The organism is Streptomyces sp. NPDC046939, assembly GCF_040644575.1.
Taxonomy (GTDB): Bacteria; Actinomycetota; Actinomycetes; order Streptomycetales; family Streptomycetaceae; genus Streptomyces.
The window spans coordinates 68,575-93,102 of record NZ_JBEYWV010000041.1 but is presented as its reverse complement, the minus strand read 5'-3'; the positions used below and the strand labels follow the sequence as shown (position 1 = coordinate 93,102).

At 72.1% G+C, this 24,528-nt stretch carries 22 protein-coding genes and 1 tRNA gene; 13 read left to right on the top strand and 10 right to left on the bottom strand.

The window, feature by feature from the left end; translation table 11 throughout:
- The first annotated feature begins 474 nt into the window (after positions 1-474).
- From ABZ877_RS34260 to ABZ877_RS34225, 8 genes are all read left to right on the top strand, one after another.
- Positions 475-1,266 (top strand): MIP/aquaporin family protein, encoded by a 792-nt coding sequence (locus tag ABZ877_RS34260; protein ID WP_361079502.1) that lies wholly within the window; start codon positions 475-477, stop codon positions 1,264-1,266.
- Positions 1,267-1,332: 66 nt separating this feature from the next.
- Positions 1,333-2,880, top strand: a complete 1,548-nt coding sequence (gene glpK, locus ABZ877_RS34255) for a glycerol kinase GlpK (protein WP_361079500.1) — start codon at positions 1,333-1,335, stop codon at positions 2,878-2,880.
- A gap of 9 nt (positions 2,881-2,889) precedes the next feature.
- Entirely contained in the window at positions 2,890-4,506 is a 1,617-nt protein-coding gene (locus tag ABZ877_RS34250) for a glycerol-3-phosphate dehydrogenase/oxidase (RefSeq protein ID WP_361079499.1), read from the top strand.
- A gap of 112 nt (positions 4,507-4,618) precedes the next feature.
- Positions 4,619-5,677, top strand: coding sequence for an LLM class flavin-dependent oxidoreductase (locus ABZ877_RS34245; RefSeq protein ID WP_361079497.1), 1,059 nt, complete (start codon positions 4,619-4,621; stop codon positions 5,675-5,677).
- Between the two features lie 61 nt (positions 5,678-5,738).
- Positions 5,739-6,410: a FadR/GntR family transcriptional regulator gene (locus ABZ877_RS34240; protein ID WP_361079495.1), complete on the top strand. Its 672-nt coding sequence runs from the start codon at positions 5,739-5,741 to the stop codon at positions 6,408-6,410.
- 164 nt (positions 6,411-6,574) lie between these two features.
- Entirely contained in the window at positions 6,575-7,474 is a 900-nt protein-coding gene (locus tag ABZ877_RS34235; protein WP_361079493.1) for a PAC2 family protein, read from the top strand.
- 250 nt (positions 7,475-7,724) lie between these two features.
- Positions 7,725-9,497 (top strand): S8 family serine peptidase, encoded by a 1,773-nt coding sequence (locus ABZ877_RS34230; protein WP_361079491.1) that lies wholly within the window; start codon positions 7,725-7,727, stop codon positions 9,495-9,497.
- 33 nt (positions 9,498-9,530) lie between these two features.
- A complete protein-coding gene (locus ABZ877_RS34225) occupies positions 9,531-10,148 on the top strand; it encodes a hypothetical protein (protein ID WP_361079489.1) in 618 nt (205 codons plus the stop codon).
- Between the two features lie 70 nt (positions 10,149-10,218).
- Here ABZ877_RS34225 and mshC read toward each other — a convergent pair whose 3' ends face one another.
- The 4 genes from mshC to ABZ877_RS34205 all read right to left on the bottom strand — a co-directional run bounded on the left by mshC (position 10,219) and on the right by ABZ877_RS34205 (position 13,737).
- The gene (gene mshC, locus ABZ877_RS34220) at positions 10,219-11,448 is read right to left on the bottom strand and encodes a cysteine--1-D-myo-inosityl 2-amino-2-deoxy-alpha-D-glucopyranoside ligase (RefSeq protein WP_361079487.1); all 1,230 of its coding nucleotides are present in this window, start codon (positions 11,446-11,448) and stop codon (positions 10,219-10,221) included.
- Between the two features lie 104 nt (positions 11,449-11,552).
- Complete coding sequence (locus ABZ877_RS34215) at positions 11,553-12,395, bottom strand: SCO1664 family protein (RefSeq protein WP_361079485.1); 843 nt, start codon at positions 12,393-12,395, stop codon at positions 11,553-11,555.
- A complete protein-coding gene (locus ABZ877_RS34210) occupies positions 12,359-12,949 on the bottom strand; it encodes a DUF3090 domain-containing protein (protein ID WP_361079483.1) in 591 nt (196 codons plus the stop codon). The genes ABZ877_RS34215 and ABZ877_RS34210 overlap by 37 nt, the downstream gene beginning before the upstream one ends.
- Before the next feature lie 101 nt (positions 12,950-13,050).
- A complete protein-coding gene (locus ABZ877_RS34205) occupies positions 13,051-13,737 on the bottom strand; it encodes a histidine phosphatase family protein (protein WP_361079481.1) in 687 nt (228 codons plus the stop codon).
- Between the two features lie 62 nt (positions 13,738-13,799).
- On the opposite strand from ABZ877_RS34205, the gene corA reads away from it, so the two are divergent.
- Entirely contained in the window at positions 13,800-14,801 is a 1,002-nt protein-coding gene (gene corA, locus ABZ877_RS34200; protein ID WP_361079479.1) for a magnesium/cobalt transporter CorA, read from the top strand.
- Between the two features lie 19 nt (positions 14,802-14,820).
- Here the strand turns inward: corA and ABZ877_RS34195 are convergent, their stop codons facing one another.
- Positions 14,821-15,609 carry a ferritin-like domain-containing protein gene (locus ABZ877_RS34195; protein WP_361079477.1) on the bottom strand — a complete coding sequence of 263 codons (789 nt, stop codon included), beginning with the start codon at positions 15,607-15,609 and terminating at the stop codon, positions 14,821-14,823.
- A gap of 232 nt (positions 15,610-15,841) precedes the next feature.
- The gene (locus ABZ877_RS34190; RefSeq protein WP_361079515.1) at positions 15,842-16,897 is read right to left on the bottom strand and encodes an LLM class F420-dependent oxidoreductase; all 1,056 of its coding nucleotides are present in this window, start codon (positions 16,895-16,897) and stop codon (positions 15,842-15,844) included.
- Positions 16,898-17,041: 144 nt separating this feature from the next.
- On the opposite strand from ABZ877_RS34190, the gene ABZ877_RS34185 reads away from it, so the two are divergent.
- Together ABZ877_RS34185 and ABZ877_RS34180 are read left to right on the top strand one after the other, a co-directional pair.
- Complete coding sequence (locus ABZ877_RS34185; RefSeq protein WP_361079475.1) at positions 17,042-18,025, top strand: aldo/keto reductase; 984 nt, start codon at positions 17,042-17,044, stop codon at positions 18,023-18,025.
- Positions 18,022-20,367: a helix-hairpin-helix domain-containing protein gene (locus ABZ877_RS34180; RefSeq protein ID WP_361079473.1), complete on the top strand. Its 2,346-nt coding sequence runs from the start codon at positions 18,022-18,024 to the stop codon at positions 20,365-20,367. The genes ABZ877_RS34185 and ABZ877_RS34180 overlap by 4 nt, the downstream gene beginning before the upstream one ends.
- A gap of 27 nt (positions 20,368-20,394) precedes the next feature.
- Here ABZ877_RS34180 and ABZ877_RS34175 read toward each other — a convergent pair whose 3' ends face one another.
- Entirely contained in the window at positions 20,395-21,153 is a 759-nt protein-coding gene (locus ABZ877_RS34175) for a hypothetical protein (RefSeq protein ID WP_361079471.1), read from the bottom strand.
- 47 nt (positions 21,154-21,200) lie between these two features.
- On the opposite strand from ABZ877_RS34175, the gene ABZ877_RS34170 reads away from it, so the two are divergent.
- The gene (locus ABZ877_RS34170; protein ID WP_111666225.1) at positions 21,201-21,389 is read left to right on the top strand and encodes a DUF5703 family protein; all 189 of its coding nucleotides are present in this window, start codon (positions 21,201-21,203) and stop codon (positions 21,387-21,389) included.
- Between the two features lie 81 nt (positions 21,390-21,470).
- On the opposite strand, the gene ABZ877_RS34165 is transcribed toward ABZ877_RS34170, so the two are convergent.
- From ABZ877_RS34165 to ABZ877_RS34155, 3 genes are all read right to left on the bottom strand, one after another.
- Complete coding sequence (locus ABZ877_RS34165) at positions 21,471-22,295, bottom strand: chaplin (protein WP_361079470.1); 825 nt, start codon at positions 22,293-22,295, stop codon at positions 21,471-21,473.
- 162 nt (positions 22,296-22,457) lie between these two features.
- Positions 22,458-22,691, bottom strand: a complete 234-nt coding sequence (locus tag ABZ877_RS34160) for a chaplin (RefSeq protein WP_361079468.1) — start codon at positions 22,689-22,691, stop codon at positions 22,458-22,460.
- A 171-nt stretch (positions 22,692-22,862) separates the two neighbouring features.
- Positions 22,863-24,188, bottom strand: coding sequence for a M20/M25/M40 family metallo-hydrolase (locus ABZ877_RS34155; RefSeq protein ID WP_361079466.1), 1,326 nt, complete (start codon positions 24,186-24,188; stop codon positions 22,863-22,865).
- Between the two features lie 196 nt (positions 24,189-24,384).
- On the opposite strand from ABZ877_RS34155, the gene ABZ877_RS34150 reads away from it, so the two are divergent.
- Positions 24,385-24,469 (top strand) — tRNA-Leu (locus tag ABZ877_RS34150).
- Positions 24,470-24,528: the final 59 nt, after the last annotated feature.

The following is a 24,528-nucleotide window of genomic DNA, read 5'->3' as shown; positions in this document are numbered from 1 at the left end:
TGACGCGGTGCGGATGGACGTGCATCGATGGTCACCCGGAAAGGTGCAACCTGCACGTTGAACGGGGGGAGCGGTGATTGCGCGCCGCACCCCCTTGCCCCGGGGCGTACCGCTCCCCAGCCGAGACACAGCGCCCCGCGCGATCCGCCCCGCTGCCCGCAATCACCGCTCCCCCCGTTCAACGTGCAGGTTGCACCTTTCCGGGTGACCATCGATGCACGTCCATCCGCACCGCGTCACCGATAGGCACGAGCGATCAATAACGATCGTGCTTTGGATAACAGAACCCTTGACGATCGAACGGCCCCAAGCGCAAACTCGCGTCCATCGGTCGGCATTGTCGAACACCTACCGGCAATACGCGTTAGAGTGTGCGACGAGGCCAGGCCGAAACCGCCCTCACTGGAGGGCTGCGAACCACCGGAGAGGGACCCGGGGTTCGGTTTCCCTGGACGAAGGACAAAGGAGTCGCGGGTGTCCAGCTCCGACATCTTCATCGGCGAGACCATCGGTACCGCCGTGCTCATCCTGCTCGGCGGTGGCGTCTGCGCCGCCGTCACTTTCAAGCGCTCGAAGGCTTTCGGGGCCGGCTGGGTCGCCATCGCGTTCGGCTGGGGCTTCGCGGTCCTGACCGGCGCCTACCTCGCGGGCGGCGTCTCGGGCGCCCACCTGAACCCCGCGGTCACCCTCGGCCTCGCCATCGAGGGCGGCACCAAGTGGAGCGACGTGCCGCTCTACCTGGCCTCGCAACTGCTCGGCGCGATGATCGGCGCCGTACTGGTCTGGGTGACGTACTACGGCCAGTTCCACGCGCACCTGACCGACCCGGAGGTCCTCGCGGCGCAGCCCGACGAGGACGGCCTGGTCGACCAGAAGGCCGCGCCCAAGGCGGGCCCCGTGCTCGGCGTCTTCTCGACGGGCCCGGAGATCCGCAACGTCGCACAGAACCTGATCACGGAGATCATCGCGACGGTCGTCCTGGTCCTCGCCATCCTCACGCAGGGCCTGAACGACGGCGGCAATGGCCTGGGCACGCTCGGCGCCCTGGTCACCGCGCTGGTCGTCGTCGGCATCGGCCTCTCGCTCGGCGGCCCCACGGGCTACGCGATCAACCCGGTCCGTGACCTGGGCCCGCGCATCGTGCACGCCCTCCTCCCGCTGCCCAACAAGGGCGGTTCCGACTGGTCGTACGCCTGGATCCCGATCGCGGGTCCGCTGATCGGCGGCGCCATAGCCGGTGGCCTCTACAACGTGGCGTTCAAGTAGGCCGCCCGAGTCCGCCCGATTCGCGAGAACCCGCCCGAGCATCAAGAATTTTTTCAGGAGCACCCCGTGACCGACGCACACACTGCAGGCCCCTTCATCGCGGCGATCGACCAGGGCACCACGTCCAGCCGCTGCATCGTCTTCGACAAGGACGGCCGGATCGTCGCGGTCGACCAGAAGGAGCACGAGCAGATCTTCCCGAAGCCGGGCTGGGTCGAGCACGACGCCAACGAGATCTGGGCCAACGTCCAGGAGGTGGTCGCAGGCGCCGTCAAGAAGGCCGGCATCACCCGCGACGACATCAAGGCCATCGGCATCACCAACCAGCGCGAGACGACGCTGCTCTGGGACAAGAACACCGGCGAGCCCGTCCACAACGCCATCGTCTGGCAGGACACCCGCACCGACGCCCTGTGCCGTGAGCTCGGCCGCAACGTCGGCCAGGACCGCTTCCGCCGCGAGACGGGCCTCCCCCTCGCCTCGTACTTCGCCGGGCCCAAGGCCCGCTGGCTGCTCGACAACGTCGAGGGCCTGCGCGAGCGCGCCGAGGCCGGCGACATCCTCTTCGGCACGATGGACACCTGGGTCATCTGGAACCTGACCGGCGGTGTCGACGGCGGCAAGCACGTCACCGACGTCACCAACGCCTCCCGCACCATGCTGATGAACCTGCACAAGATGGAGTGGGACGAGCGCATCTGCAACTCCATCGGCGTGCCGGTGAACATGCTGCCCGAGATCCGCTCCTCCGCCGAGGTCTACGGCGAGGTCACCGGCGGCAAGCTCGGCGACGTCCTCGGCGGCATCCCGGTCGCCTCCGCGCTCGGCGACCAGCAGGCCGCCCTGTTCGGCCAGACCTGCTTCGCCGAGGGCGAGGCGAAGTCCACGTACGGCACCGGCACGTTCATGCTGATCAACACCGGTGACAAGGCCATCAACTCGTACTCCGGGCTGCTGACGACCGTCGGCTACCAGATCGGCGACCAGAAGCCGGTCTACGCCCTGGAGGGCTCCATCGCGGTCACCGGTTCGCTGGTGCAGTGGATGCGCGACCAGATGGGCCTCATCAAGTCCGCCGCCGAGATCGAGACGCTCGCGTCGTCGGTCGAGGACAACGGCGGCGCCTACTTCGTGCCGGCGTTCTCCGGTCTGTTCGCCCCGTACTGGCGCCCCGACGCCCGCGGTGTGATCACCGGTCTGACCCGGTACGTCACCAAGGCGCACATCGCGCGCGCCGTCCTGGAGGCCACGGCCTGGCAGACCCGTGAGATCAGCGACGCCATGACGAAGGACTCCGGCGTCGAGCTCACGGCCCTCAAGGTCGACGGCGGCATGACCTCCAACAACCTGCTGATGCAGACCCTCTCGGACTTCCTGGACGCGCCCGTGGTGCGCCCGATGGTCGCCGAGACGACCTGCCTCGGCGCCGCCTACGCCGCCGGTCTCGCCGTCGGCTTCTGGTCCTCCACCGACGACCTGCGCGCCAACTGGCGCAGGGCCGCCGAATGGACCCCCCGCATGGACGCGGCCACCCGCGACCGTGAGTACAAGAGCTGGCTCAAGGCCGTGCAGCGGTCCATGGGCTGGCTCGAAGACAGCTCTGTCGAGGAGTAACACCCCACCATGACTACCAAGACCACCCTGCAGACCGTGCCTGCCCTCGGAACGCACCCGGCCGCCGGTTCGAACCCGAGCCGCGCCGAGACCCGCGAGCAGCTTTCCAAGGCGACGTACGACCTCCTGGTGATCGGCGGCGGCATCCTGGGCATCTCCACTGCCTGGCACGCCGCGCAGTCCGGTCTCAGGGTGGCCCTGGTCGACGCCGGTGACTTCGCCGGCGCCACGTCCTCCGCGTCCTCGAAGCTGCTCCACGGCGGTCTGCGCTACCTGCAGACCGGCGCCGTCAAGCTGGTCGCGGAGAACCACTTCGAGCGCCGCGCGGTCTCCAAGAACGTGGCGCCGCACCTCGCCAACCCCCTCACCTTCTACCTGCCCGTCTACAAGGGCGGCCCGCACGGCGCGGCCAAGCTGGGCGCGGGCGTCTTCGCGTACAGCGCCCTGTCGGCGTTCGGCGACGGCGTCGGCCACCTGCTCTCGCCCGCCAAGGCGCAGCAGGACGTGCCGGAGCTGCGCACCGAGAACCTGAAGGCCGTGGCCGTGTACGGCGACGACCAGATGAACGACGCGCGCATGGCGCTGATGACGGTCCGCGCGGCCGTCGACGCGGGCGCCGTCGTCCTCAACCACGCCGAGGTCACCGGCCTGCGCTTCACCAAGGGTCGGGTGACGGGCGCCGAGTTGAAGGACCGCATGAGCGGTGACGATTTCGGCGTGAACGCCCGCCTCGTGCTCAACGCGACCGGCCCGTGGGTCGACCACCTGCGCAAGATGGAGGACCCGGACGCGGCCCCCTCCATCCGCCTGTCGAAGGGCGCGCACCTGGTCCTGAAGCGCACCTCCCCGTGGAAGGCCGCGCTCGCGACCCCGATCGACAAGTACCGCATCACCTTCGCCCTCCCCTGGGAGGACATGCTCCTTCTCGGCACGACCGACGAGGAGTACGAGGGCGACCCGGCCGAGGTGTCGGTCACGGAGAAGGACATCGACCAGATCCTGGACGAGGCCGCGTTCTCCGTCCGCGACCAGCAGCTCAAGCGGGACCTCATCACGTACTCGTTCGCGGGTCTGCGCGTGCTGCCGGGCGGCCCCGGCGACACGTCGAAGGCGAAGCGCGAGACGGTCGTCACCGAGGGCCGGGCGGGCATGCTGTCCGTTGCGGGCGGCAAGTGGACGACGTTCCGCCACATCGGCCGTACGGTGATGAAGAAGCTGGAGTCGCTGCCCGGCCACCCGCTGGGCGACGACTTCGAGCCGGTCAAGGAGCTGCCGAAGCGGCTGCCGCTGCCGGGTGTCGCCAACCCGCGCGCCGTCGCCCACCGCCTCCTGATCGACAACCCGGCGCCCGGCCCGCAGATGGCCGCCGACACCGCGAAGCACCTGGCGACCCACTACGGTTCGCTGGCCTTCGACATCGCGCGGCTGGCCAACGAGAACCCGGAGCTGGGCGAGCGCGTCCACCCCGACGCCCCGGAGATCTGGGCGCAGGTCGCCTACGCCCGCGACCACGAGTGGGCCGAGACCCCGGACGACGTGCTGCGCCGCCGCACCACGCTGACGATCCGCGGCCTGGCCACGGACGAGGTGCGGGGCAAGGTGCAGGACCTGCTCGACAAGAAGTAGTCCGGCGGTACGGGTAAGGGGCGGCTCCCATGGCGGGCCGCCCCTTACGCGTCCCCGGGCGCTGCCATGTGGCCGACATACGTCCGCAATGTGTGCGGGTGACAGTGGGTCCATGAGATTCCAGGTCCTGTCCATCATCGGCCACGCCCCGCACCCGCTGACCGGTGAACTCCCGTCGGCGGCCGACCGGCTGACGCAGGTCGTCGAGGTCGGCGTGGCGGCGGAACGGCTCGGCTACGACGCGTACGCGGTCGGCGAGCGGCACGCCGGCCCGTTCCTGTCGTCCAGCCCGACCGTGATCCTCGGCGCGCTGGCGGCGCGCACGACCCGGATCAAGCTGCTCACGGGCGTCACCGTCGTGGCCATCCTCGACCCGGTGCGGGTCGCCGAGGACTACGCGACGCTCGACCAGCTCTCGCGCGGCCGCGTCGAACTGGTCATCGGCAAGGGCGCGGAGGCCGGCCACTTCGACCTGTTCGGCCTGGACGAGGCGCGCCAGTGGGACCTCCAGAAGGAGAAGTACGAGCTGCTGCGCCGCCTGTGGACGGAGGAGGGCGTCGACTGGGAGGGCGAGTTCCGGCCCGCGCTGAAGGGCGTGACGACGGTGCCGCGCCCGTACGCGGGCCTCCCCCGCGTCTGGCACGGCTCGGCGACCTCCCTCAACTCCCCCGAACTGGCCGCCAGGCACGGCGATCCGCTGTTCACGGCGAACGCGATCCAGCCCCGGGCCGCGTACGCGAAGCTCATCGACCACTACCGGGAGCGGTTCGCGGCGTACGGGCACGATCCGGCGCGGGCGCACGTGGCGGCGGGCTCCGGCGGGCTGCTCATCGCGGACACGCACGAGCAGGCCGTCGCGCGCTACAAGGAGCTGTACGAGGCGAAGGTCGCCCAGTCCTTCAGGCCGCACCTGGCCGGCAAGGCGGGCTACAACACGCCGTTCCGCACGATCGAGGACGCCATCGCGGACGGGCCGCAGCTCATCGGCTCGCCGCAGCAGCTCATCGACAAGATCCTCGGCTACCACGCGGTGTACCGGCACGATCTCCAGTCCGTCACCGTGGACGCGTTCGGGCAGGGCACGAGCGAGCAGATCGAGACGTTGCAGCGGTTCGCGGAGGAGATCGCGCCGGTCGTGCGCGCGGAGGCGCCGAGCACCCTGTGGGCCTGAGCCCATAATGGTCCCGGACATCGGAGGTGCGTGCCCTCCGGGGACGAGCAGAGGGGGCGTCGTGGCCGTCACCGACGAGGCCATCGAGAAGATCAAGGGCATGATCGTCTCCGGCGCCCTGCGCCCCGGCGACCGGCTCCCCAAGGAGAGCGAACTCGCCGACAGGCTCGGCCTCTCCCGCAACTCGCTGCGCGAGGCCGTGCGCGCCCTGTCGCTGATCCGCATCCTCGACGTCCGCCAGGGTGACGGAACCTATGTCACCAGTCTCGATCCGCAACTGCTCCTTGAGGCGCTGAGCTTCGTCGTCGACTTCCACCGCGACGACACGGTCCTGGAGTTCCTCGCCGTACGCCGCATCCTGGAGCCGGCGGCGACCGCGATGGCCGCCGCCGCCATCTCCGAGGAGCGGATCGACGTCCTCGCCGCGCGCCTGGACGCGCTGGGCGCCGATCCGTCGGTGGAGGAGCTGGTCGCCGCCGACCTGGAGTTCCACCGCGACATCGTCGCCGCGTCCGGCAACACGGTCCTGTGCTCCCTGCTCGACGGCCTGTCCGGGCCGACGACCCGGGCCCGGATCTGGCGCGGCCTCACCCAGGAGGACGCGGTCGGCCGCACCCTGCGCGAACACCGGGCGATCCTCGCGGCGCTGCGCGACCGCGACGCGGAGGCGGCCAGGGCGTGGGCGACGGTGCACATCGCGAGCGTGGAGCAGTGGCTCCGTTCGACCCTGTGACGAAGTGATCCCACCGGGCGAAGTGATCCCTCCGGGGGGAGTGCCGCCGCCGGACTCGGGGCAGTGTTCCGGGCAGCCTCCCGCACTCCAGGGGGCTGCGGGGCGTACCCGTGGACGCCGTAAGGTGGGCAGGTACGCGAGGCAACGTCGGAAGGAGGCGCTGGGTGATCGAGCTCGAGGGGGTTCCCGAGCTGGTCGACCCGGTCATGGTGGCCGCGTTCGAGGGCTGGAACGATGCCGGCGACGCCGCTTCCACCGCGGTCGCGCATCTCGACAAGGAGTGGAAGGGCGAGGTGTTCGCGGCGCTGGACGCCGAGGACTACTACGACTTCCAGGTCAACCGGCCCACCGTGTGGCTGGAGGACGGCGTGCGGAAGATCACCTGGCCGACGACGCGGCTCTCCGTGGTCCGCGTCGGCGGCGCGAAACCGCGCGACCTGGTCCTGGTCCGGGGCATCGAGCCGTCCATGCGCTGGCGGTCGTTCTGCAACGAGATTCTGGGGTTCGCGCACGAGCTGGGCGTCGAGCTGGTCGTCATCCTGGGCGCGCTGCTCGGTGACACCCCGCACACGCGTCCGGTGCCGGTGTCCGGGGTGACGTCCGACGCGGACCTCGCCACGCGCATGGGCCTGGAGGAGACCAAGTACGAGGGTCCGACGGGCATCGTCGGCATCCTCCAGGAGGCGTGCACGCACGCGGGCGTCCCGGCGGTGTCGCTGTGGGCGGCGGTCCCGCACTACGTGTCGCAGCCGCCGAACCCGAAGGCCACGCTGGCGCTGATCAACCGGCTTGAGGACCTGATCGACCTGCCCATCCCGCTCGGGGACCTGCCCGAGGACGCGCGCGCCTGGCAGGTCGGCGTGGACCAGCTGGCGGCGGAGGACAGCGAGGTCGCCGAGTACGTGCAGAGCCTGGAGGAGGCGCGGGACACCGCCGAGCTCCCGGAGGCGTCCGGCGAGGCGATCGCCCGCGACTTCGAGCGCTATCTGCGCCACCGCGACCCGGGCGACCGGACGCGTCCGCCGAAGCCCCAGCGCCCGGAGGGCGACGACGCGGAGGAGTAGGTCGGGACGACATCAGGGCGGGCGCCGCGGGGCGCCCGCCTTTGTCATGGGCCCCGCGCCTTTGTCGCGGGCACGTGAGGCGACGGGCAAGTTTTCCCTCTTCAACTTCATTTCAAACTCCCTTGGCCCACCGGGTCTGGACGGACGTCCACGGCGGTAGCAGGGTGTGCCCCGACGAGCGCGGCACGGAGCACGGCACAGCACACAGGCACACCCGTACGACCGACGTGGCGAGGGGAGCTGTGGAGCGATGACCGATCAGCACGCGGAGCCGGCGCACGGCCCGGGGGCGGGGCCCGGAGCGGCGGGTCCGGGGCCGGACGGATCCGGGTTCACCTATCAGGGCGCCGAGGAGGAACTGATCGTCCTGGCGCGGCCCGAGGCCCGGTTGCGCGTCCAGGCCGACGGGGTCCGCTCGGCGGCGGGCGCGGACGTCTCCGCCCTCAACATGTTCCTCGGCGACGAACAGCTCACCATGGAGCCGCTGTTCGGCAGCGAGGAGCGGCTGCAGGGCGTGTCCGAGGCGTCGGCGGCCGGGGCGGACGTCCCCGACCTGGCGCTGTTCTACCGGGTGCGCGGCGGCGCCGACCGCGCGCAGGAGCTGCGGTCCCGGATCTCGGCGCTGCCCGGCATCGTGACGGCGTACGTGAAGCCGGGCGCGGTGCCCGCGTCGCTGCCGGAGGATGCCTTCGACGAGACGTACGAGACGTACGAGGCCCGGCGCATGAAGGAGAAGACGGCCGCGACCCCCGATTTCACCGCCCGTCAGCGCTATCTCGGCCCCGCGCCCGAGGGCGTGGACGCGCACTGGGCGTGGCAGCGGCTCGGCGGCAGCGGCGAGGGCGTCACCGTCATCGACGTGGAGGGCGCCTGGCAGCTCGGCCACGAGGACCTGTCGGCCAAGCTCGCGGGCCTGGTGGTCGGCACCCCGATCGCGGACGTGGCCTGGCGCAACCACGGCACGGCGGTCCTCGGCGTGATCGGCGGCGACCGGGGCGAGCACGGCATCACTGGCATCGCGCCGGAGGCGGTGACGGCGGCGGCGTCGTTCCAGGGCGTGGGCACGGCGGCGGCGATCCATGCGGCCGCGCAGCGCCTCTCCCCCGGCGACATCGTCCTGGTCGAGCTGCACCGCCCGGGGCCGCGCTTCGACTTCGCGCCCCGCGACGACCAGCGTGGCTACATTCCCCTGGAGTGGTGGCCGGACGACTTCGCGGCGGTGAAGTACGCGACGGCGAAGGGCGTCGTGGTCGTCGCCGCGGCGGGCAACGGCGCGGAGTCGCTGGACGACGCGGTCTACGAGCGGCGCCCCGACGCGTTCCCGTCCTGGTGGCACAACCCGTTCAACCCGTCCAACCGGTCCTCCGGCGCGGTCCTCGTGGGCGCGGGCGCGCCGCCGCCCGGCACGCACGGCCGCGACCACGGCCCGGACCGCTCGCGGCTCGCGTTCTCCAACTTCGGTGCCCGCGTCGACGCCCAGGGCTGGGGCCGCGAGGTCACCACCACGGGCGGCTTCTGGGACCGGCCCGGCGACCTCCAAGGCGGCAGCGAGGAGATCGCCTGGTACACGGACACCTTCTCCGGGACCTCGTCCGCCTCCCCGGTGGTCGTCGGCGCGCTGGCCTGCCTCCAGGGCATGCTCAAGGCGGGGGGCCAGCGCCCGATGACGTCGCAGCGGGCGCGTGAGGTGCTCCGGGCGACGGGCTCGCCGCAGCAGGACGCGCCGGGCCGCCCCGCCTCGCAGCGCATCGGCAACCGGCCCGACCTGAAGGGCGCGGTGACGAATGTGCTGCCGTCGACGGTCGGCTCCGGGCAGGCCGAGCGGTTCTGGGACGAGCTGATCCCGTATCCGCCGGAGCTCCCGCCCCGCATCCGCCTGTTCGTGGCGGGCGACTGGCGCAATCTCAACCATCCGTCCCCCGAGATCCGCCAGGCGGTGCACGCCGCCTTCGCCGGGGGACGGCCCGACGTACGTGTCTGGTTCTCGGACGACGAGGTCGTCGGCCTGGTGGTCACGGGCTGACACCCCCACGCAACGACGAGAAGGGGTACGAGTATGAGCACCACCCCGCAGATGGGCCAGTACGGCCAGCAGCAGCAACAGCCTCTGGGCCCGCCGCAGTTCGGGCAGCAGCAGCCGTACGGTTCCTCGCAGTTCGGCCAGCAGAGCAGGCCGCAGGGCCCGAGCACGGTTCCGCCGCAGTTGCAGCAGATGGGCCAGGGGATGCAGGGCATGCAAGGCATGCAGGGGCCGCAGGGCCAGCAGCAGCTCCCGCCGCAGTTGCAGCAGCAGTTGCAACAGATGGGCCAGCAGCAGCCGTTCCAGCACCTGCTCCACCAGATGGGCCAGCAGCAAGGCGCCCCCGGCCAGCAGGGGCAGCAAGGCCAGCAGGGGCAGCAGCACCGGGTGCCGCAGGCCGAGATCCCGCAGGTGTCGACGCAGAGCCTGGTCAGCGGCGTCGCGGTCAGCTTCTTCGACCTGATCCAGCCCTTCCCGGGCCAGGCGGACATCCTCTACCTGTACGTGGACGGCCAGTGGCGGGTCCTGATCGACCCGAAGCCGGAGACCCACGCCGAGGTGCAGAACGCGTTCGTGTTCGGCCAGCGGGTCCACGGCTACTACGACACGAGCAACCCGGGCCTGCTCGTCGGCATCGCCGTCACCCTGCCCTGATCGCCGCGCGCCCGCGCACGGACCGGCGGCGCCGGGCGGACATCAGCCCTCCGCCCGGCGCCGCCCCGGGTCAGAGCGCGACCCCGAGCAGCGCGTCGACGGCCCGCGAGACGACACCGGGCGCCCCGGTGTCCGTACCGCCCTGCGCGGCCTGGAGCTCCGCCCAGCGGTCGACGGCGGCGAGGGCCTTCGGCGCGTCCAGGTCGTCGGCGAGCGCCGCGCGGATCTCCTCGACGAGCCGCTCGGCCGACGGCCCGTCGGGCCGCGACACCGCCGCCCGCCACCGCCCGAGCCGGGCGACGGCGTCCGCGAGGACCTGGTCCGTCCACTCCCAGTCGGACCGGTAGTGGTGGGCGAGGAGCGCGAGCCGGATCGCGGCCGGGTCGACGCCGTCGCGCCGCAGCTGCGAGACGAAGACCAGGTTGCCCTTGGACTTCGACATCTTCTCGCCGTCGAGCGCGACCATCCCTGCGTGCACGTACGCCTTGGCCATCGGGAACTCGCCGGTCAGCGCCTGCGCGTGCGAGGCGCCCATCTCGTGGTGCGGGAAGGCCAGGTCGGAGCCGCCGCCCTGGACGTCGAAGCCCATGCCGAGGTGGTCGAGGGCGATGGCGACGCACTCGATGTGCCAGCCGGGGCGGCCCCGGCCGAGCGAGCCGCCGTCCCAGCTCGGCTCGCCCTCGCGGGCGGCCATCCACAGCATCGGGTCGAGCGGGTTCTTCTTGCCGGGGCGGTCGGGGTCGCCGCCGCGCTCGGCGGAGAGCAGCCGCATCGTTTCGGCATCGAGGTGCGAGACGGAGCCGAAGTGCGGGTCGGCCTCGATCGAGAAGTAGATGTCGCCGTCGAGCTCGTAGGCCGCTCCGGCGTCCCGCAGCCGCTCGACGAGCGGCACGATGCCCGGTATGGCCTCGACGGCGCCTATGTAGTGGCGCGGCGGCAGCATCCGCAGGGCGCTCATGTCCTCGCGGAACAGGGCGGTCTCGCGCTCGGCGAGCCCGGTCCAGTCGATGCCGTCGCGGAGGGCGCGCTCCAGGAGCGGGTCGTCGACGTCCGTCACGTTCTGGACATAGTGCACCTGCCGCTTGGTGTCGAGCCACACGCGCTGCACGAGGTCGAACGCGTTGTAGGTCGCCGCGTGACCCATATGGGTCGCGTCGTACGGCGTGATGCCGCAGACGTAGATACGGGCGACGGGACCGGGGTCGAGTGTGACGAGCCCATCGGTCGCGGTGTCGTGGATCCGAAGGTCGCGGCCCTTGCCGGGCAGGGCGGGGACCTCAGAAGCGGGCCAGGCATGCATGCCTTGAGCGTAACCGGACGGTGCGTCCGCATACGAACCGGACCGGGCTTCGATGGCCGACGAGGCGCTCTTGTGCATTCATGATCGGCGTGCTGGCCCGCCGGTCAGACGGGCGGCCACGGGATCGCCGGCCACTCCCCGCCCGGCTCGCGGTGCCTGCCGGACTTCAGCAGGGCCGCGACCCGCTCCCGCAGGGCCTCCAGCTCGGCGGCGGTGATCAGCTCCGCGAGCCGGGCCGCGAGCGGCTCGCCGTCCCGCAGCCGCTCGCGCAGCGCCTCCAGGGCGGCGGTGGCCTCGTCGGTCAGCGGTTCACCCGCCCAGCCCCACAGCAGGGTGCGCAGCTTGTCCTCGACATTGAAGGTGACCCCGTGGTCGATCCCGTAGAGGTGCCCCTCGGCGTCGACCAGCAGGTGGCCGCCCTTGCGGTCACCGTTGTTGATCACGGCGTCGAGCACGGCGAGCCGGCGCAGGCGCGGGTCGTCGGCGTGGACGAGCAGCGCCCTGCGCCCCTCCTCGACCTCCGCGAACCCGATGGCCTTCCAGCCCTCTGCGGGCTCCTCGGCGTCGACGAGGGCGAGCAGCTCGGCGCCCTGCTCCCCCGCCTCCTCGTCGGGCCCGTCGATCCAGAGCTGGCACATGCCCTCGCCGTACGGGCCGTCGCGCAGCACGGTCGGCGGCACCAGGGACCAGCCGAGCGCCTCGGAGACCTCGTACGCGGCGACCTCGCGCTGCGCGAGCGTCCCGTCGGGGAAGTCCCACAGGGGGCGCTCGCCGCGCACGGGCTTGTAGACGCAGCGCGCCTCGCGGCCCTCGTGGGTGACGGTGCAGAGCAGGACGGCGTTGGAGGCGTCGCGGATCTGGCCCAGTACGTGCAGCTCCCCCTCGGCGAGGAGCGTGCGGTCCCGGTCGCTCACGCGCCGCGCCGGTATCCGTTCTGGCGCGGACATACGTGTCCCTCCGGGTCGAGCGGCAGGCTGCACAGCGGGCACGGCGGGCGGCCCGCGTTGACGACGTCCAGGGCGCGCTTGGCGAAGGCGCGGGCCTGGGTGCCGGTGAGGCGGACCCGGAGCATCGGCGGGCCGTTCTCCTCGTCCTGGAGAAGCCTTTCCTCGGCCTCGGCGAGATCCTCCTCGGACTCGGCGTCCACCTCGACGAGCGCCTGCGCCTCGACGATCATGCGCTCCTCGTCGCCGTCCCAGGCGAGCGCCATGGTGCCGACGCGGAACTCCTCGTCGACCGGCGCCTCCAGGGGCGCGGTGTCGGTCGCCTCGCCCGGCACCACGGCGGGCACCGGGGCGTTTCCGCCGCTGCGCCGCACGACCTCGTCGAGCAGTTCCTCCATGCGCTCGGCGAGCGCAGCGACCTGGGTCTTCTCCAGCGACACGCTGGTGACCCGGGTTCCTGCCGAGGCCTGCAGGAAGAAGGTGCGGCGTCCGGGGAGCCCGACCGTACCGGCGACGAACCGCTCCGGGGGGTCGTAGAGGAACACCTGACGGGACACGTCCTGACTCCATGGGATTCGGGGAACGACTGATCAGGTCCGGCCGCGGACGACAGGACCCGACCGTGTTGACGGCTGCTTCACCCTACTGCGGCCGACGATCACGGTGCGCCCGCGCCGCCACCGACGGGTGCGTCCGGATCCTGCGGCTCCTCGCGCGGCGCCAGGGACGCGAAGTCCCCGGTGTCGCCGAGACGTACGAGAAAGGGGCGCAGCCGGGTGTAACGGATCGCCGTGATGGAACACGGCTCTACAGAGATCCGCTGAAAGAGGTCCAGATGCAGCCCGAGGGCGTCCGCCACGAGCGACTTGATGATGTCGCCGTGGGAACACATCAGATACACGGCGTCGGTGCCGTGCTCCCGCGCCACGCGCGCGTTCCACTCCCGAGCGGCCTCGGCGGCCCGGTGCTGCATCTGCCGCATCGACTCCCCGCCGGGGAACGCGGCCGCGGTCGGGTGCTGCTGCACGACCTCCATGAGCGGCTCGTCGGTGAGTTCGGCGAGCTTGCGGCCGGACCAGTCGCCGTAGTCGCACTCGCCGATGCGCTCGTCGGTGTCCACGGGGACGTCGGGACGGGCGGCGAGCAGCGGGGCGAGAGTCTCCTCGCAGCGCTGCAAGGGGCTGGTGACGATCCGCGACAGGGGCAGGTCCTTCAGGCGCTCGGGCAGCGCCGCGGCCTGGGCGGCGCCCCGCTCGTCGAGGGCCACGCCGGGGGTCCGTCCGGCGAGCAGGCCCGCGGTGTTGGCGGTGGAGCGTCCGTGCCGGACGAGAATCAACGTGGGCATACGGCTCAGCCTAGGCGCACGCGCGCGTGCGGCTCCGTCGCCCCCTGGGGAGAATGCGCCTCATGATCGTCGACTGTGCCATCTACCGGGACGGGCGCCGCACCGAGGGGCCCTCGGACTTCTCCGACGCGCTCGACAAGGCGCGTTCGACGGGCGACGCGTTCGTGTGGATCGGTCTGCACGAGGCGACCGAGGACGAGTTCGAGCAGGTCACGCAGGAGTTCGGGCTGCATCCGCTGGCCGTGGAGGACGCGCTGAAGGCGCATCAGCGGCCGAAGCTGGAGATCTACGACGACTCGCTGTTCGTGGTGCTGAAACCGGTCGTCTACGAGCCGAAGAGCGACCAGGTGTCCACGGGCGAGCTGATGCTGTTCCTGGGCGACTCGTTCGTGGTGACGGTGCGCCATGGCGAGGGCGCGCCCCTGAAGGCCGTACGGCAGCGCCTGGAGGCCGACCCGGACATGCTGAAGCAGGGGCCGACGGCGGTGCTCTACTCGGTCGCGGACGCCACCGTCGACCACTACCTGGAGGTCGCGAACGAGCTGCAGACCGACCTGGAGGAGCTGGAGGCGGAGGTCTTCTCCCCCGACGGCGGCGGGTCGCGGGACACGGCGTCGCGGATCTACACCTTCAAGCGGCAGGTCCTCGAGTTCCGGCGCGCGACCGTGCCGCTGACCTTGCCGCTCGAAAGGCTGTCCGGGGTCGGCCCGTGGGGTCTTGCGAAGGTGCCGTTCGTCAACGAGGACGCGCAGCCGTTCTTCCGCGACGTCAACGACCACCTCACCCGGGTCAACGAGTCCGTGGACGGCCTCGACCGCCTGGTCTCCGACATCCTCTCGGCGCACCTGGCGCAGATGAGCGTGCGGCAGAACGACGACATGCGGAAGATCTCCGCGTGGGCGGCGATGGCGGCGGTGCCCACGATGATCGCGGGCATCTACGGCATGAACTTCGACCACATGCCCGAGCTGCACTGGATGTGGTCGTACCCGGTGGTCATCGTGGTGATGGTGGTCCTGGAGTGGGTCCTGTACCGGATGTTCAAGAAACGCGGCTGGATGTAGCGGGGGCCGGCGGGGCGGGTCAGGCGAATTCCACGGCCGTGGTCGCGGGCCCGCCGAGGGCGTCCCTGCGCGTGGGCATCTCCAGGGAGACCATGCGGCGCCAGCCGCCGGCGCGCTCGTACGCGTACATGGCGCGGATCCCGGCGGCGAGCAGGGCCGCCTTCGGCCTTGACCAGCCCAGGATGCGGCCCATGTGGTCCATGACGGCCAGGCTGACGTCCCGGTAGACCGCGATCTCCGCGAGGGCGCATGCGCGCAGGATGCGCTGGATGGTGCGGCCGTGGCCCGCGCGGGCGAGGCGGAGCAGTTCCTCGTGGCAGTAGGCGAGGTGGTTGTCCTCGTCGTGGGAGATCATCCTGACGGCGCGGCCGAGGTCGGGGTCGTCGGCGAAGTGCTTGCGCAGCATCCGCATCTGCTCGGAGGCGCGCTGCTCGGTGACGCGGCTGTGCGCGAGGTAGGTGACGATGTCCCGCACGGTGAGCGGCTCGTCGCGCTTGAGGCGGCCGTGGGCGAGTCCGATGCCGTGCTGTTCGAGGAGCATCGTGTAGTCGGTCTCGGGCGGTACGGGGACGGGCTGGAGGCCGCGCTTCTTCATCAGGGCGTTGAAGATGCGTCCGTGCTTGTCCTCGTCGGCGCCGTGCCGGGCGACCTTCGGGGCGAGGGCGCGCTCGCTGTCGGGGACCAGGGCGGCGATGCGCCCGTTCTCCCAGCCGCCCTGCGACTCACCGCTGGCGGCGATGGAACAGAACAGCCGGAACGCGTCGTCGTCGTCGATGATCTCCTGGAACAAGCTCTTGGCCGACAGCACCCTGGGACCTCCCTGCCTCCGCACCGCATCCGGTGTTCCGCAAAAGACGAGTCAAATGCGGTGGGCGCGGAGGGGCAACAGGTGTGACGGCCAACTCGGCCGAACGGAGGAGACGGAGCGCCGGAGCCGGGCGTAACCACGCGCGCGGTGACGCGTTGATCCCCACGACGGCCGTGGCGGGGACGCCCCCCGAGCCCCCACCACGGCCGCGAACCAGCTCCGCCGGGTTCCGTCAGGCCAGTCCCGCCCTTTCCAGGGCCTCCGTGCCCGCGCGCAGGGCTGCGACGCGTTCGTCCAGGGTGAAGCCCGCCGGGTTGATCGTCAGGGTGGTGACACCGGCCTCCGCGTAGGCGCGCATGCGGTCGGCGATGCGGTCGACGGAGCCGAGCAGGGTCGTGGAGTCGATGAGCTGGTGCGGGATCGCGGCGGCCGCGCCCTCCTTGTCGCCGGACAAGTACTTCTGCTGGATCTCGGCCGCCTCCTTCTCGTAGCCCATGCGCTGCGCGAGGCGGTTGTAGAAGTTCTGCTTGGGGCTGCCCATGCCGCCGACGTACAGCGCGGTGTACGGCCGGAAGAAGTCGGCCAGGGCGGCGACGTCCTTGTCGGCGCCGACCGCGAGCGGCAGCGTCGGGCAGACGTCGAAGCCCTCCATCGTCCTGCCCGCCTTCTCGCGGCCCGCGCGCAGGTGCGCGATCGTGGTCTCCTCCAGGTGCTCGGCGGAGGGGAAGATCAGCAGGGCGCCGTCGGCGATCTCGCCGGTCTGCTCCAGGTTCTTCGGGCCGATCGCGGCGATGTACAGCGGGATGTGCTCGCGCTGCGGGTGCAGGGTCAGCTTGAGCGGCTTGCCAGGCCCGTCGGGCAGCGGCAGCGTCCAGTGGGCGCCGTCGTAGGAGACCCGCTCGCGGCTCATCGCCTTGCGGACGATCTCGACGTACTCGCGCGTGCGCGCCAGCGGCTTGTCGAACTTGACGCCGTACCAGCCCTCGGAGACCTGCGGCCCGGAGACGCCGAGGCCGAGCCGGAAGCGGCCGCCGGAGAGCGAGTCGAGGGTGGCGGCGGTCATCGCCGTCATCGTGGGCTGACGCGCCGGGATCTGGAAGATCGCCGATCCGACGTCGATGCGCTCGGTCTGCGCGGCGACGTACGCGAGGACGGTCGCGGCGTCGGAGCCGTACGCCTCGGCGGCCCAGCACACCGCGTAGCCGAGCCGGTCGGCCTCCTTGGCGACGGCCAGGTTGTCCGCGTCCATGCCCGCGCCCCAGTACCCGAGATTGATGCCGAGCTTCATTGACCACATCCCCTTGTCGCCGTGCGGATCCACTGACTTACCCATCGGTAACGTGCCTTGCCCCGCACCCTAGCGCGACCGGCCCGGCAGGAGTTGTCCACAGGGTCGCCACTTCCCGACCTTGGGCCAGTAATCTCAGCGCCCATGGAGCAGAGGCATCTCGGCCGCACCGGTCTGCGCGTGTCCCGCATCGGGCTCGGCACCCTCACCTGGGGCCGGGACACCGACGAGCACGACGCCGCCGACCTGTTGAAGACCTTCTGGGAGGCGGGCGGCACACTCGTCGACACGGCCGACGTGTACGGCGACGGCGAGTCCGAGTACCTGCTCGGGCGGCTCGTCGAGGGCCTGGTGCCCCGCCGGGACCTGGTCATCTCGACCAAGGCGGGCAGCGTCCCCGACCCGGACCGCCGCTTCGACGGCTCGCGCGGCCATCTGCTCTCCGCCCTGGACGCCTCGCTCGCCCGCCTCGGCACGGACTACGTCGACCTGTGGCAGATCCACGCCTACGACACGCAGACGCCGCTCGACGAGACGCTCCAGGCCCTCGACATCGCCGTCAGCAGTGGCCGGGCACGGTACGCGGGCGTCTCCAACTTCTGCGGCTGGCAGCTCGCCAAGGCGGGCACCTGGCAGCTCGCGGCGCCGGGCTCGCGCACCCGCCTCGCCAGTACGCAGATGGAGTACTCCCTGCTCCAGCGCGGCGTGGAGCGCGAGGTGCTGCCCGCCGCGCTCGATCTCGGCATCGGCCTGCTGCCGTCGTCGCCGCTCGGCCGGGGCGTGCTCACCGGCAAGTACCGCTCGGGCACCCCGGCGGACTCCCGGGGCGGCTCCGACCACATGGCGCCGTTCGTCGCCCCGTACCTGGACGAGGCGGCCGGGCACATCGTGGACGCGGTGGCGATAGCCGCGGACGGGCTCGCCGTGACGCCCCTGCACGTGGCGCTGGCCTGGGTGCGGGACCGGCCGGGGGTGGCGGCCCCGATCGTCGGCGCGCGCAACGCGCAGCAGCTCTCGGAGGCGTTGTCAGTGGAGGCGCTTAGTCTTCCTGACGAGATCTGCCAGGCGCTCGACGACGTGTCGGCGCCCGTGCACCGCTATCCCGATCAGGACTGGAGCACGTTGTGAGTACGGAGTCCGCCGCCGCGGAGAACGAGTCAGGGGCGCACCCCGACGCCGAGGCTGAGGGCGCCGCGGCTGCCGAACACCCGGAAGAGGCCGGCGGCACCGGCACCGCCGGGGGTGCGGGGGGCACCGGGGGTGCGGAGGATCCGGCGGACGCCGAGAGCCCGGCGGACGGCGCCCAGCCGTCCGAGGCCGCGGGCTCGGCGGACGCGGAACAGCCGTCCGACATCGGAGGCTCGGCAGACACGGAATCGTCCGACGCCGAGGGCGCCGCGGGTACCGAGGGCTCGGCGGACGGGGAGCAGGTGCCCGGGGCCGAGAAGACGCCGGACGCGGAGCAGCTGTCCGAGGCCGAGGCGGAGCTGGCCGCGCAGCGGGAGCTGCGGGAGCGGATCGCCCAGCGCAAGGCCGCGAAGGAGGGGCCGGTCGAGGCCGGGGCCAAGCTGAGCGGGACGGCCGCCGATCTGCTGGCCGCCGTCCGCGCGGTGGAGAGCGGCGAGAAGCCCGCCACCGTCTTCGCCGAGCCGGAGCGCGGGCCGCGCCGGGTCGTCACGCCCGAGCCGGTGCGCAGGCCCGTCCCGGCCGCGCCCGTCGTGGAGGCGGGGCCCGACGCCGGGACGGTGGACGCGGTGCGGGCCGTGCTCGTGGAGGGCGGGGCGCCGGACAGCCTCGCCGTGGCCGCCGCCCGCGCCCTGGGCGAGGACGCCGACGACCGGCTCCGCGCCGACCCCTGGCAACTGCTGCGGCTGAGCGGCGTCCGCCCCGAGCAGGCCGACGGGTTCGCACGCGCGCTGCTCGGCGCGGAGTGCACGCCGGACGACGAGCGGCGCGGCCGGGCCGTCACCGTATGGCTGCTCGAACAGGCCACCCTGGCCGGGCACACCGCGCTCGACCTGCCCGTGCTCGTCGAGGCGCTCGGCAAGCGCGGCGTGCCGCGGCCGGACGCCGCCGTGGAGAGCGCCGTCGCGGAGGGCGAGGCGCTGCTCTTCCAGGACGCGCTGGACGACGCGCCCGCCGGGGACGGCGAGGACGAGGAGGCCGTCGAGCGCCCCGTCCGGGTCCTGGTCGGCCTGGAGCGGACCGCGCTCGCCGAGGAGAGCCTCGCCGACGGCCTGGCCCGGCTGATCAACTCGGCGCCCAAGGACGGCCGCGCGGCCGGTCCCGGTTGGGAGGAGGCCGCCGTCGCCGCGGGCGGCACCACTGCCGAGCTGATTCGCGCCGTGCACACGCACTCGCTCGTCCTGCACACCGGCGGCGAGGCGGCCCGCGCGGAGCCGGTCGCCACCGCGGCCGCCGCCGCCCGGCTCGGCCTGCGGGTGTGCGTCGCCGCGCACAGCACGGACGGCCGGCGCCGGGCCGCGCACCTGCTCGGCCCGGACGCCCCCGCCACGGCCACCGCCACCGTCGCGGGCCTGCTCGCGCAGACGGAGGGCCCCGGCCGGGACACCGACGGGGCCATCGCGGTGGACCTGCTCGTCGTCCTGGACGCGCCGCAGCTCGACGTGGAGGCCGCCGCGGTCCTCGCCGAGTCGCTGCCCGACGGGGCGTGCCTCCTGCTCAGCGGCGACCCCGGCGTGCTCTGGTCGGCCGGCCCCGGGCGGGTCTTCGCGGACCTGGTCGCCGCCGGGATCTGCCCGCGCGTCTCCTCCCGCACCCCCGACCCCGGCCCCATCGGCGAGCTGGTCTCCGGCATCGGCATCGGTGAGCTGAACCAGGTCGAGGCGCCGGGCAAGGAGGTCGTCATCGTCCCCGTGCGGGACGCGGCCGAGGCGATCCACCGCACCGTGCAGCTCGTCGCCGACTCGGTGCCGCGCGCGATCGGCGTGCCCGCCGAGGAGACCCGGGTGATCACCCCCGGGCACGGCGGCGCGGCGGGGACGCGCGCGCTGAACGCCGCCCTCAAGGAGCGGCTGAACCCCGGCCCCGGCCGGTTCGGCGGCTTCGACCCCGGCGACCGCGTGGCCTATGTACCGGCGCCCGGGCGGGTCAGGCCCGGCCGGGTGCTCGGGGCGGACGCGGAGGGGCTGCGTCTGGAGTGCGACGGCGAGCCCGTCCTCGTACCGAAGGAGCAGGTGGAGCGGGGCGCTGTCCGGCACGGCTGGGCGCTCACCGCCCACCAGGCCGTGGGCCTGCGCAGCCCCGCCGCCGTCGTGGTGCTGCCCGGCGACGCGACGCAGGCGCTGACCCGCCCCTGGGTCTACACCGCGTTCAGCCGGGGCGAGCGCCACCTCTCGGTCGTGCACGGCGCGGACGCGGCCCTGCCGCGCGCGGTGGCGGAGATCCCCGCCAAGCCGCGCACGACCCGGCTGCACCGTCTGCTCAAGGCGCAACTGCCCGACGCCTGAGCGGCCCCGGTACCCCGGAGGGGCGGATCAGCGGTCCGCCTCCTCCAGGGGCTCGTCGTCGACGTCGGCGCCCTCCAGGTCCTCGACGCCCGCGATGTCCTCGACGTCGATGAGCGCGTCCGGGTCCGCCAGCGGGGCCGTGACCGGGACCGTGCCCTCCTCGTCCTCGTCGTCGTCGAAGACCGCGCTGACGTCGAAGCGGCAGACGACGCGCTGCGGGTCGGCCTGGTCGAAGGGGGACTCCAGCCATTCACCGGCTTCCGGCGGTTCGTCGGCGGCGAGGACCCACAGCGTGGAGTCGCCCTCCTCCAGACCGAACTCCTTGTGGCGCGAGGCGATCTCGTCGGGCTCGAACTCGCCGAAGAGGACGCCGAGCGCGGCGTGGACGCTGCTGCCCGCGCCGGTCGCGGGCCCGTTGTCGAGGTCCGGGTCGGCGTCGACGTCGGCGACCCGGCCGGCCTGGGCGAGGAGGCGCTGCGGCTCCGCCACGGCGTAGTCGCGTCGGATGAGCACGCTCAGCGCGTTCGGTTCCTCGGGCCCGGTGTACGGCGGCAGGGAGTCCTCCGCCCCGGGGATCTCGAAGGGGGTGACCTCGTCGTACCGGTCGTAGAGGAGCTCGTCGTACTCCTCGGCCGCGGCGGCGAGCTCGTTGAACGCCTCGTAGACGGCCGGGTCGTCCTCTCCCGACCGGCGCTCGACGGCCGCCAGGTGGCGGTCGAGCGCGGTCTTGACCGCCTCGGCCGCGGCGCGTACCTCGGCAGCGGTGGGCTGCGCAGCATCAGACATGGTGCAGACGCTATCCGTACCGGGCCCCTGCCCGCACAATAGATGCGATGCCGGAATACGAATTTGTCGACGTGTACGTACCGCGCGGGGTGTCCCGCAAGGATGCGACGCGTCTGCTGACAGACCATGCCGAGTACGGACACTGGGAGTTGGACCGATTGAGCCTGCGCCGCGACGGCAGTCGCCGCGTACGCCTGCGTCGGAGGATCATCCGTCAGGTACGGGCCACATGGTGACCTGAAACAGGAGGAACGGGAACGGAGCGGGCCCCCGGGTGGGGCCCGCTCCGTTCCCGTCTGCCTGCCGTGCTCAGTGCGTCACGCGTTCGCCCGCGCGCGCCGGTACAGCACCGCACCCGCGAGGAGCGCGCCCGCGCCCACCGGGATGGTCGCGCCGAGCGGCAGCGAGCTGCCGGTCATGGCGAGCTGGGACTCGGCCTCGGGCCCCTCGACGACGCTCTGCGCCTCGGGCTTGTTCGGCGCCTTCGGCTTGGTCTCGCCGACGAAGTGGCCGCCGCGGGTCTCCGGGGTGCCCGGCGTGCCGGGGGTCCCGGGCTTCCCCGGGGTGCCGGGCTTGCCCGGGGTACCGGGCTTCCCCGGCTCGTGCGGCTTCGTCGGGGGCTGCTGGGGCTCGCCGGGCTGCTCGGGGGTGTGCTCGGCGGGGTTGCCGCAGTCGTTGCCGAAGACGGGGTTGCCGATCCCGATCACGTTGACCGAGTTGCCGCAGGCGTTGGCGGGCACGTCGACCGGGGCCTGCACGTTGTTGCCGGAGCCGACGCCCGGCGAGTTGCTCGTGGAGCCCTGGGCCTGCGAGCCGCCGCCGGAGCCGCCCCGCTCGTCGCCGCCCTTGCCGCTGCCGCCCTTGCCGCCGTGGCCCTTGCCGCCGCCCTCGCTGCCGTGCGAGGGGTTGGCGCAGTTGTTGCCCATGGCCGGGTTGAGCAGCCCGATCACGTTGACCGTGTTGCCGCACAGGTTGACCGGCGCGTGCACGGGAGCCTGTACCTCGTTGCCCGAGGCGACGCCCGGGGAGTTCGACGCACCTCCTTGCGCGCCCGCGTCGGCGTGCGCGTATCCGCCGGTGACCGCGAGTACGCCGCTCGCGGCCGCCACGGTGATCAGGCCTTTGCGTGTGACCTGTCGCATAGCTGTTTCCTGCCTTCAAACTCTGCCCAGCGCTACCGAAGGTGCGGGCGCTACCGAAGGCGCGGGCCCGGTTGCGCCGCGCCGAATGCCTGTCGGCCCCGGAGCAGACGCGCGCTCCGGGGCCGACGGACTCAGACCCTCAAGGGATGAGGCACAACGACGTCAGTCGTTGACGCAGGTGTTGCCGAAGGTGGGGTTCAGCAGACCGATCACGTTGACGGTGTTGCCGCAGACGTTCACCGGTACGTGGATGGGCACCTGGACGACATTGCCCGACAGCACACCGGGAGAGTTCACGGCGGCACCCTGGGCACCGGCGTCGGCAGTGGCGATGCCCGCACCCGCGAGCACGAGACCACCAGTGGCAGCCACGGCGGCGACGACCTTCTTGATCATTGTTCCTCCTCATTGGCAATGCAGTCCCAGCCGCGGACTGCACTCCCTGTAACGAGGGGGAAGTGATAGGGCTACGAGCTGATGGTTCCTTTCACTCTTTCCGGTCAACTACGTACAGCCGCACGAATGTTGGCGTACACACCGGGTTGACGCGCGGGTTGCCGCGACGGGTCAGGACGCGTCGATGAAGCGGTCGAGGACCCGGACGCCGAACTTCAGCCCGTCCACCGGGACGCGCTCGTCGACGCCGTGGAACATGCCGGCGAAGTCCAGCTCCGGCGGCAGCTGGAGCGGCGCGAAGCCGAAGTTGCGGATGCCCAGCTCGACGAAGGACTTGGCGTCGGTGCCGCCGGAGAGCATGTACGGGATGGTCTTGCCGATCGGGTCCTCGGCGGCGATGGAGGTCTGCATGGCGGCGACGAGCGCCCCGTCGAAGGTCGTCTCGACGGCCTTGTCGGCGTGCACGTCCTCGCGCCGGACCTTGGGACCGAGGATGCGGTCGAGGTCGGCGAGGAACTCGTCCTCGTGCCCCGGCAGGAACCGGCCGTCCACGTGGGCGGTGGCCTCCCCCGGGATGACGTTGACCTTGTAGCCGGCGCCGAGCTGCGTCGGGTTCGCGGTGTTGCTGAGCGTCGCGCCGATGAGCTTGGCGATGCCGCCGAGCCGGGCCAGCGTCGACTCCATGTCCTCGGGGTCGAGCTCGGTGCCGAGCGCGTCGCCCAGCTCGTCGAGGAAGGCGCGGGTGGTCTTGGTGACGCGCACGGGGAACTTGTGGCGGCCGAGGCGGGCGACGGCCTCGGACAGCTCGGTGATCGCGTTGTCCCGGTGGATCATGGACCCGTGCCCGGCGGTGCCGGCCACGGTCAGCTTCATCCAGTGCATGCCCTTCTCGGCGGTCTGTACGAGGTAGAGCCTGCGCTGCTCGTTCACGGTGAAGGAGAAGCCGCCGACCTCGCTGATCGCCTCCGTGACGCCCTCGAACAGCTCGGGGTGGTGGTCGACGAGGTGGTGGGCGCCGTAGGTGCCGCCCGCCTCCTCGTCGGCGAGGAAGGCGAGGACGATGTCGCGCGGGGGCTTGCGCCCGGTGCGCAGCCGGTCGCGGACGACCGCGAGGGTCATCGCGTCCATGTCCTTCATGTCGACGGCGCCGCGGCCCCACACGCACCCGTCGGCGACCTCGCCGGAGAAGGGGTGGTGGGTCCAGTCGACCGCGTTGGCCGGGACGACGTCGGTGTGGCCGTGGATGAGGAGGGCGGGCCGCGACGGGTCCTCGCCCTCGATGCGGGCGACCGTGGAGGCGCGGCCCGGGTGGGACTCGAAGATCTTCGGCTCGAGGCCGACCTCGGCGAGCTTCTCCGCGACGTACTCGGCGGCCTTGCGCTCGCCCGGGCCCGAGTGGTCGCCGTAGTTGCTGGTGTCGATCTGGATCAGTTCACGGCAGAGGTCGACGACCTCGTCCTGTCCGGAGACGGCCCTGCCCGTGCTCGACTCGCTCACGCTTGTTCCTCTCTCCCAGTGGATCCCCCTCATCCTCCCCCTCCGCGGGTCCGCGCCCAAGGCCGGGCCCCGCTCGTCACGTGCCGTTCACAGGACGCCGGGCCGGGTGGGAGGCGTGATCGGGGCACTCGGAATCCCTGGTAATGTTCTCTGTGTCGCCGCGGGAAACACCCCGCAAAGAGGCGGCAGACACCTTGTCCGGGTGGCGGAATGGCAGACGCGCTAGCTTGAGGTGCTAGTGCCCTTTATCGGGCGTGGGGGTTCAAGTCCCCCCTCGGACACAGCGAAAGACCCCAGAGGATTCTGGGGTCTTTCTTCTTGTCACTCCTCCTTGCGCCCG

Coding starts and splice junctions, on each gene's coding strand:
- ABZ877_RS34230 (WP_361079491.1), top strand. CDS start 7,725: ATGACCGATCAGCACGCGGAGCCGGCGCACGGCCCGGGGGCGGGGCCC.
- ABZ877_RS34170 (WP_111666225.1), top strand. CDS start 21,201: ATGCCGGAATACGAATTTGTCGACGTGTACGTACCGCGCGGGGTGTCC.
- ABZ877_RS34205 (WP_361079481.1), bottom strand. CDS start 13,737: ATGCCCACGTTGATTCTCGTCCGGCACGGACGCTCCACCGCCAACACC.
- corA (WP_361079479.1), top strand. CDS start 13,800: ATGATCGTCGACTGTGCCATCTACCGGGACGGGCGCCGCACCGAGGGG.
- ABZ877_RS34185 (WP_361079475.1), top strand. CDS start 17,042: ATGGAGCAGAGGCATCTCGGCCGCACCGGTCTGCGCGTGTCCCGCATC.
- ABZ877_RS34215 (WP_361079485.1), bottom strand. CDS start 12,395: ATGTCCGCGCCAGAACGGATACCGGCGCGGCGCGTGAGCGACCGGGAC.
- ABZ877_RS34250 (WP_361079499.1), top strand. CDS start 2,890: ATGACTACCAAGACCACCCTGCAGACCGTGCCTGCCCTCGGAACGCAC.
- ABZ877_RS34190 (WP_361079515.1), bottom strand. CDS start 16,897: ATGAAGCTCGGCATCAATCTCGGGTACTGGGGCGCGGGCATGGACGCG.
- ABZ877_RS34225 (WP_361079489.1), top strand. CDS start 9,531: ATGAGCACCACCCCGCAGATGGGCCAGTACGGCCAGCAGCAGCAACAG.
- mshC (WP_361079487.1), bottom strand. CDS start 11,448: ATGCATGCCTGGCCCGCTTCTGAGGTCCCCGCCCTGCCCGGCAAGGGC.
- ABZ877_RS34245 (WP_361079497.1), top strand. CDS start 4,619: ATGAGATTCCAGGTCCTGTCCATCATCGGCCACGCCCCGCACCCGCTG.
- ABZ877_RS34175 (WP_361079471.1), bottom strand. CDS start 21,153: ATGTCTGATGCTGCGCAGCCCACCGCTGCCGAGGTACGCGCCGCGGCC.
- ABZ877_RS34160 (WP_361079468.1), bottom strand. CDS start 22,691: ATGATCAAGAAGGTCGTCGCCGCCGTGGCTGCCACTGGTGGTCTCGTG.
- ABZ877_RS34165 (WP_361079470.1), bottom strand. CDS start 22,295: ATGCGACAGGTCACACGCAAAGGCCTGATCACCGTGGCGGCCGCGAGC.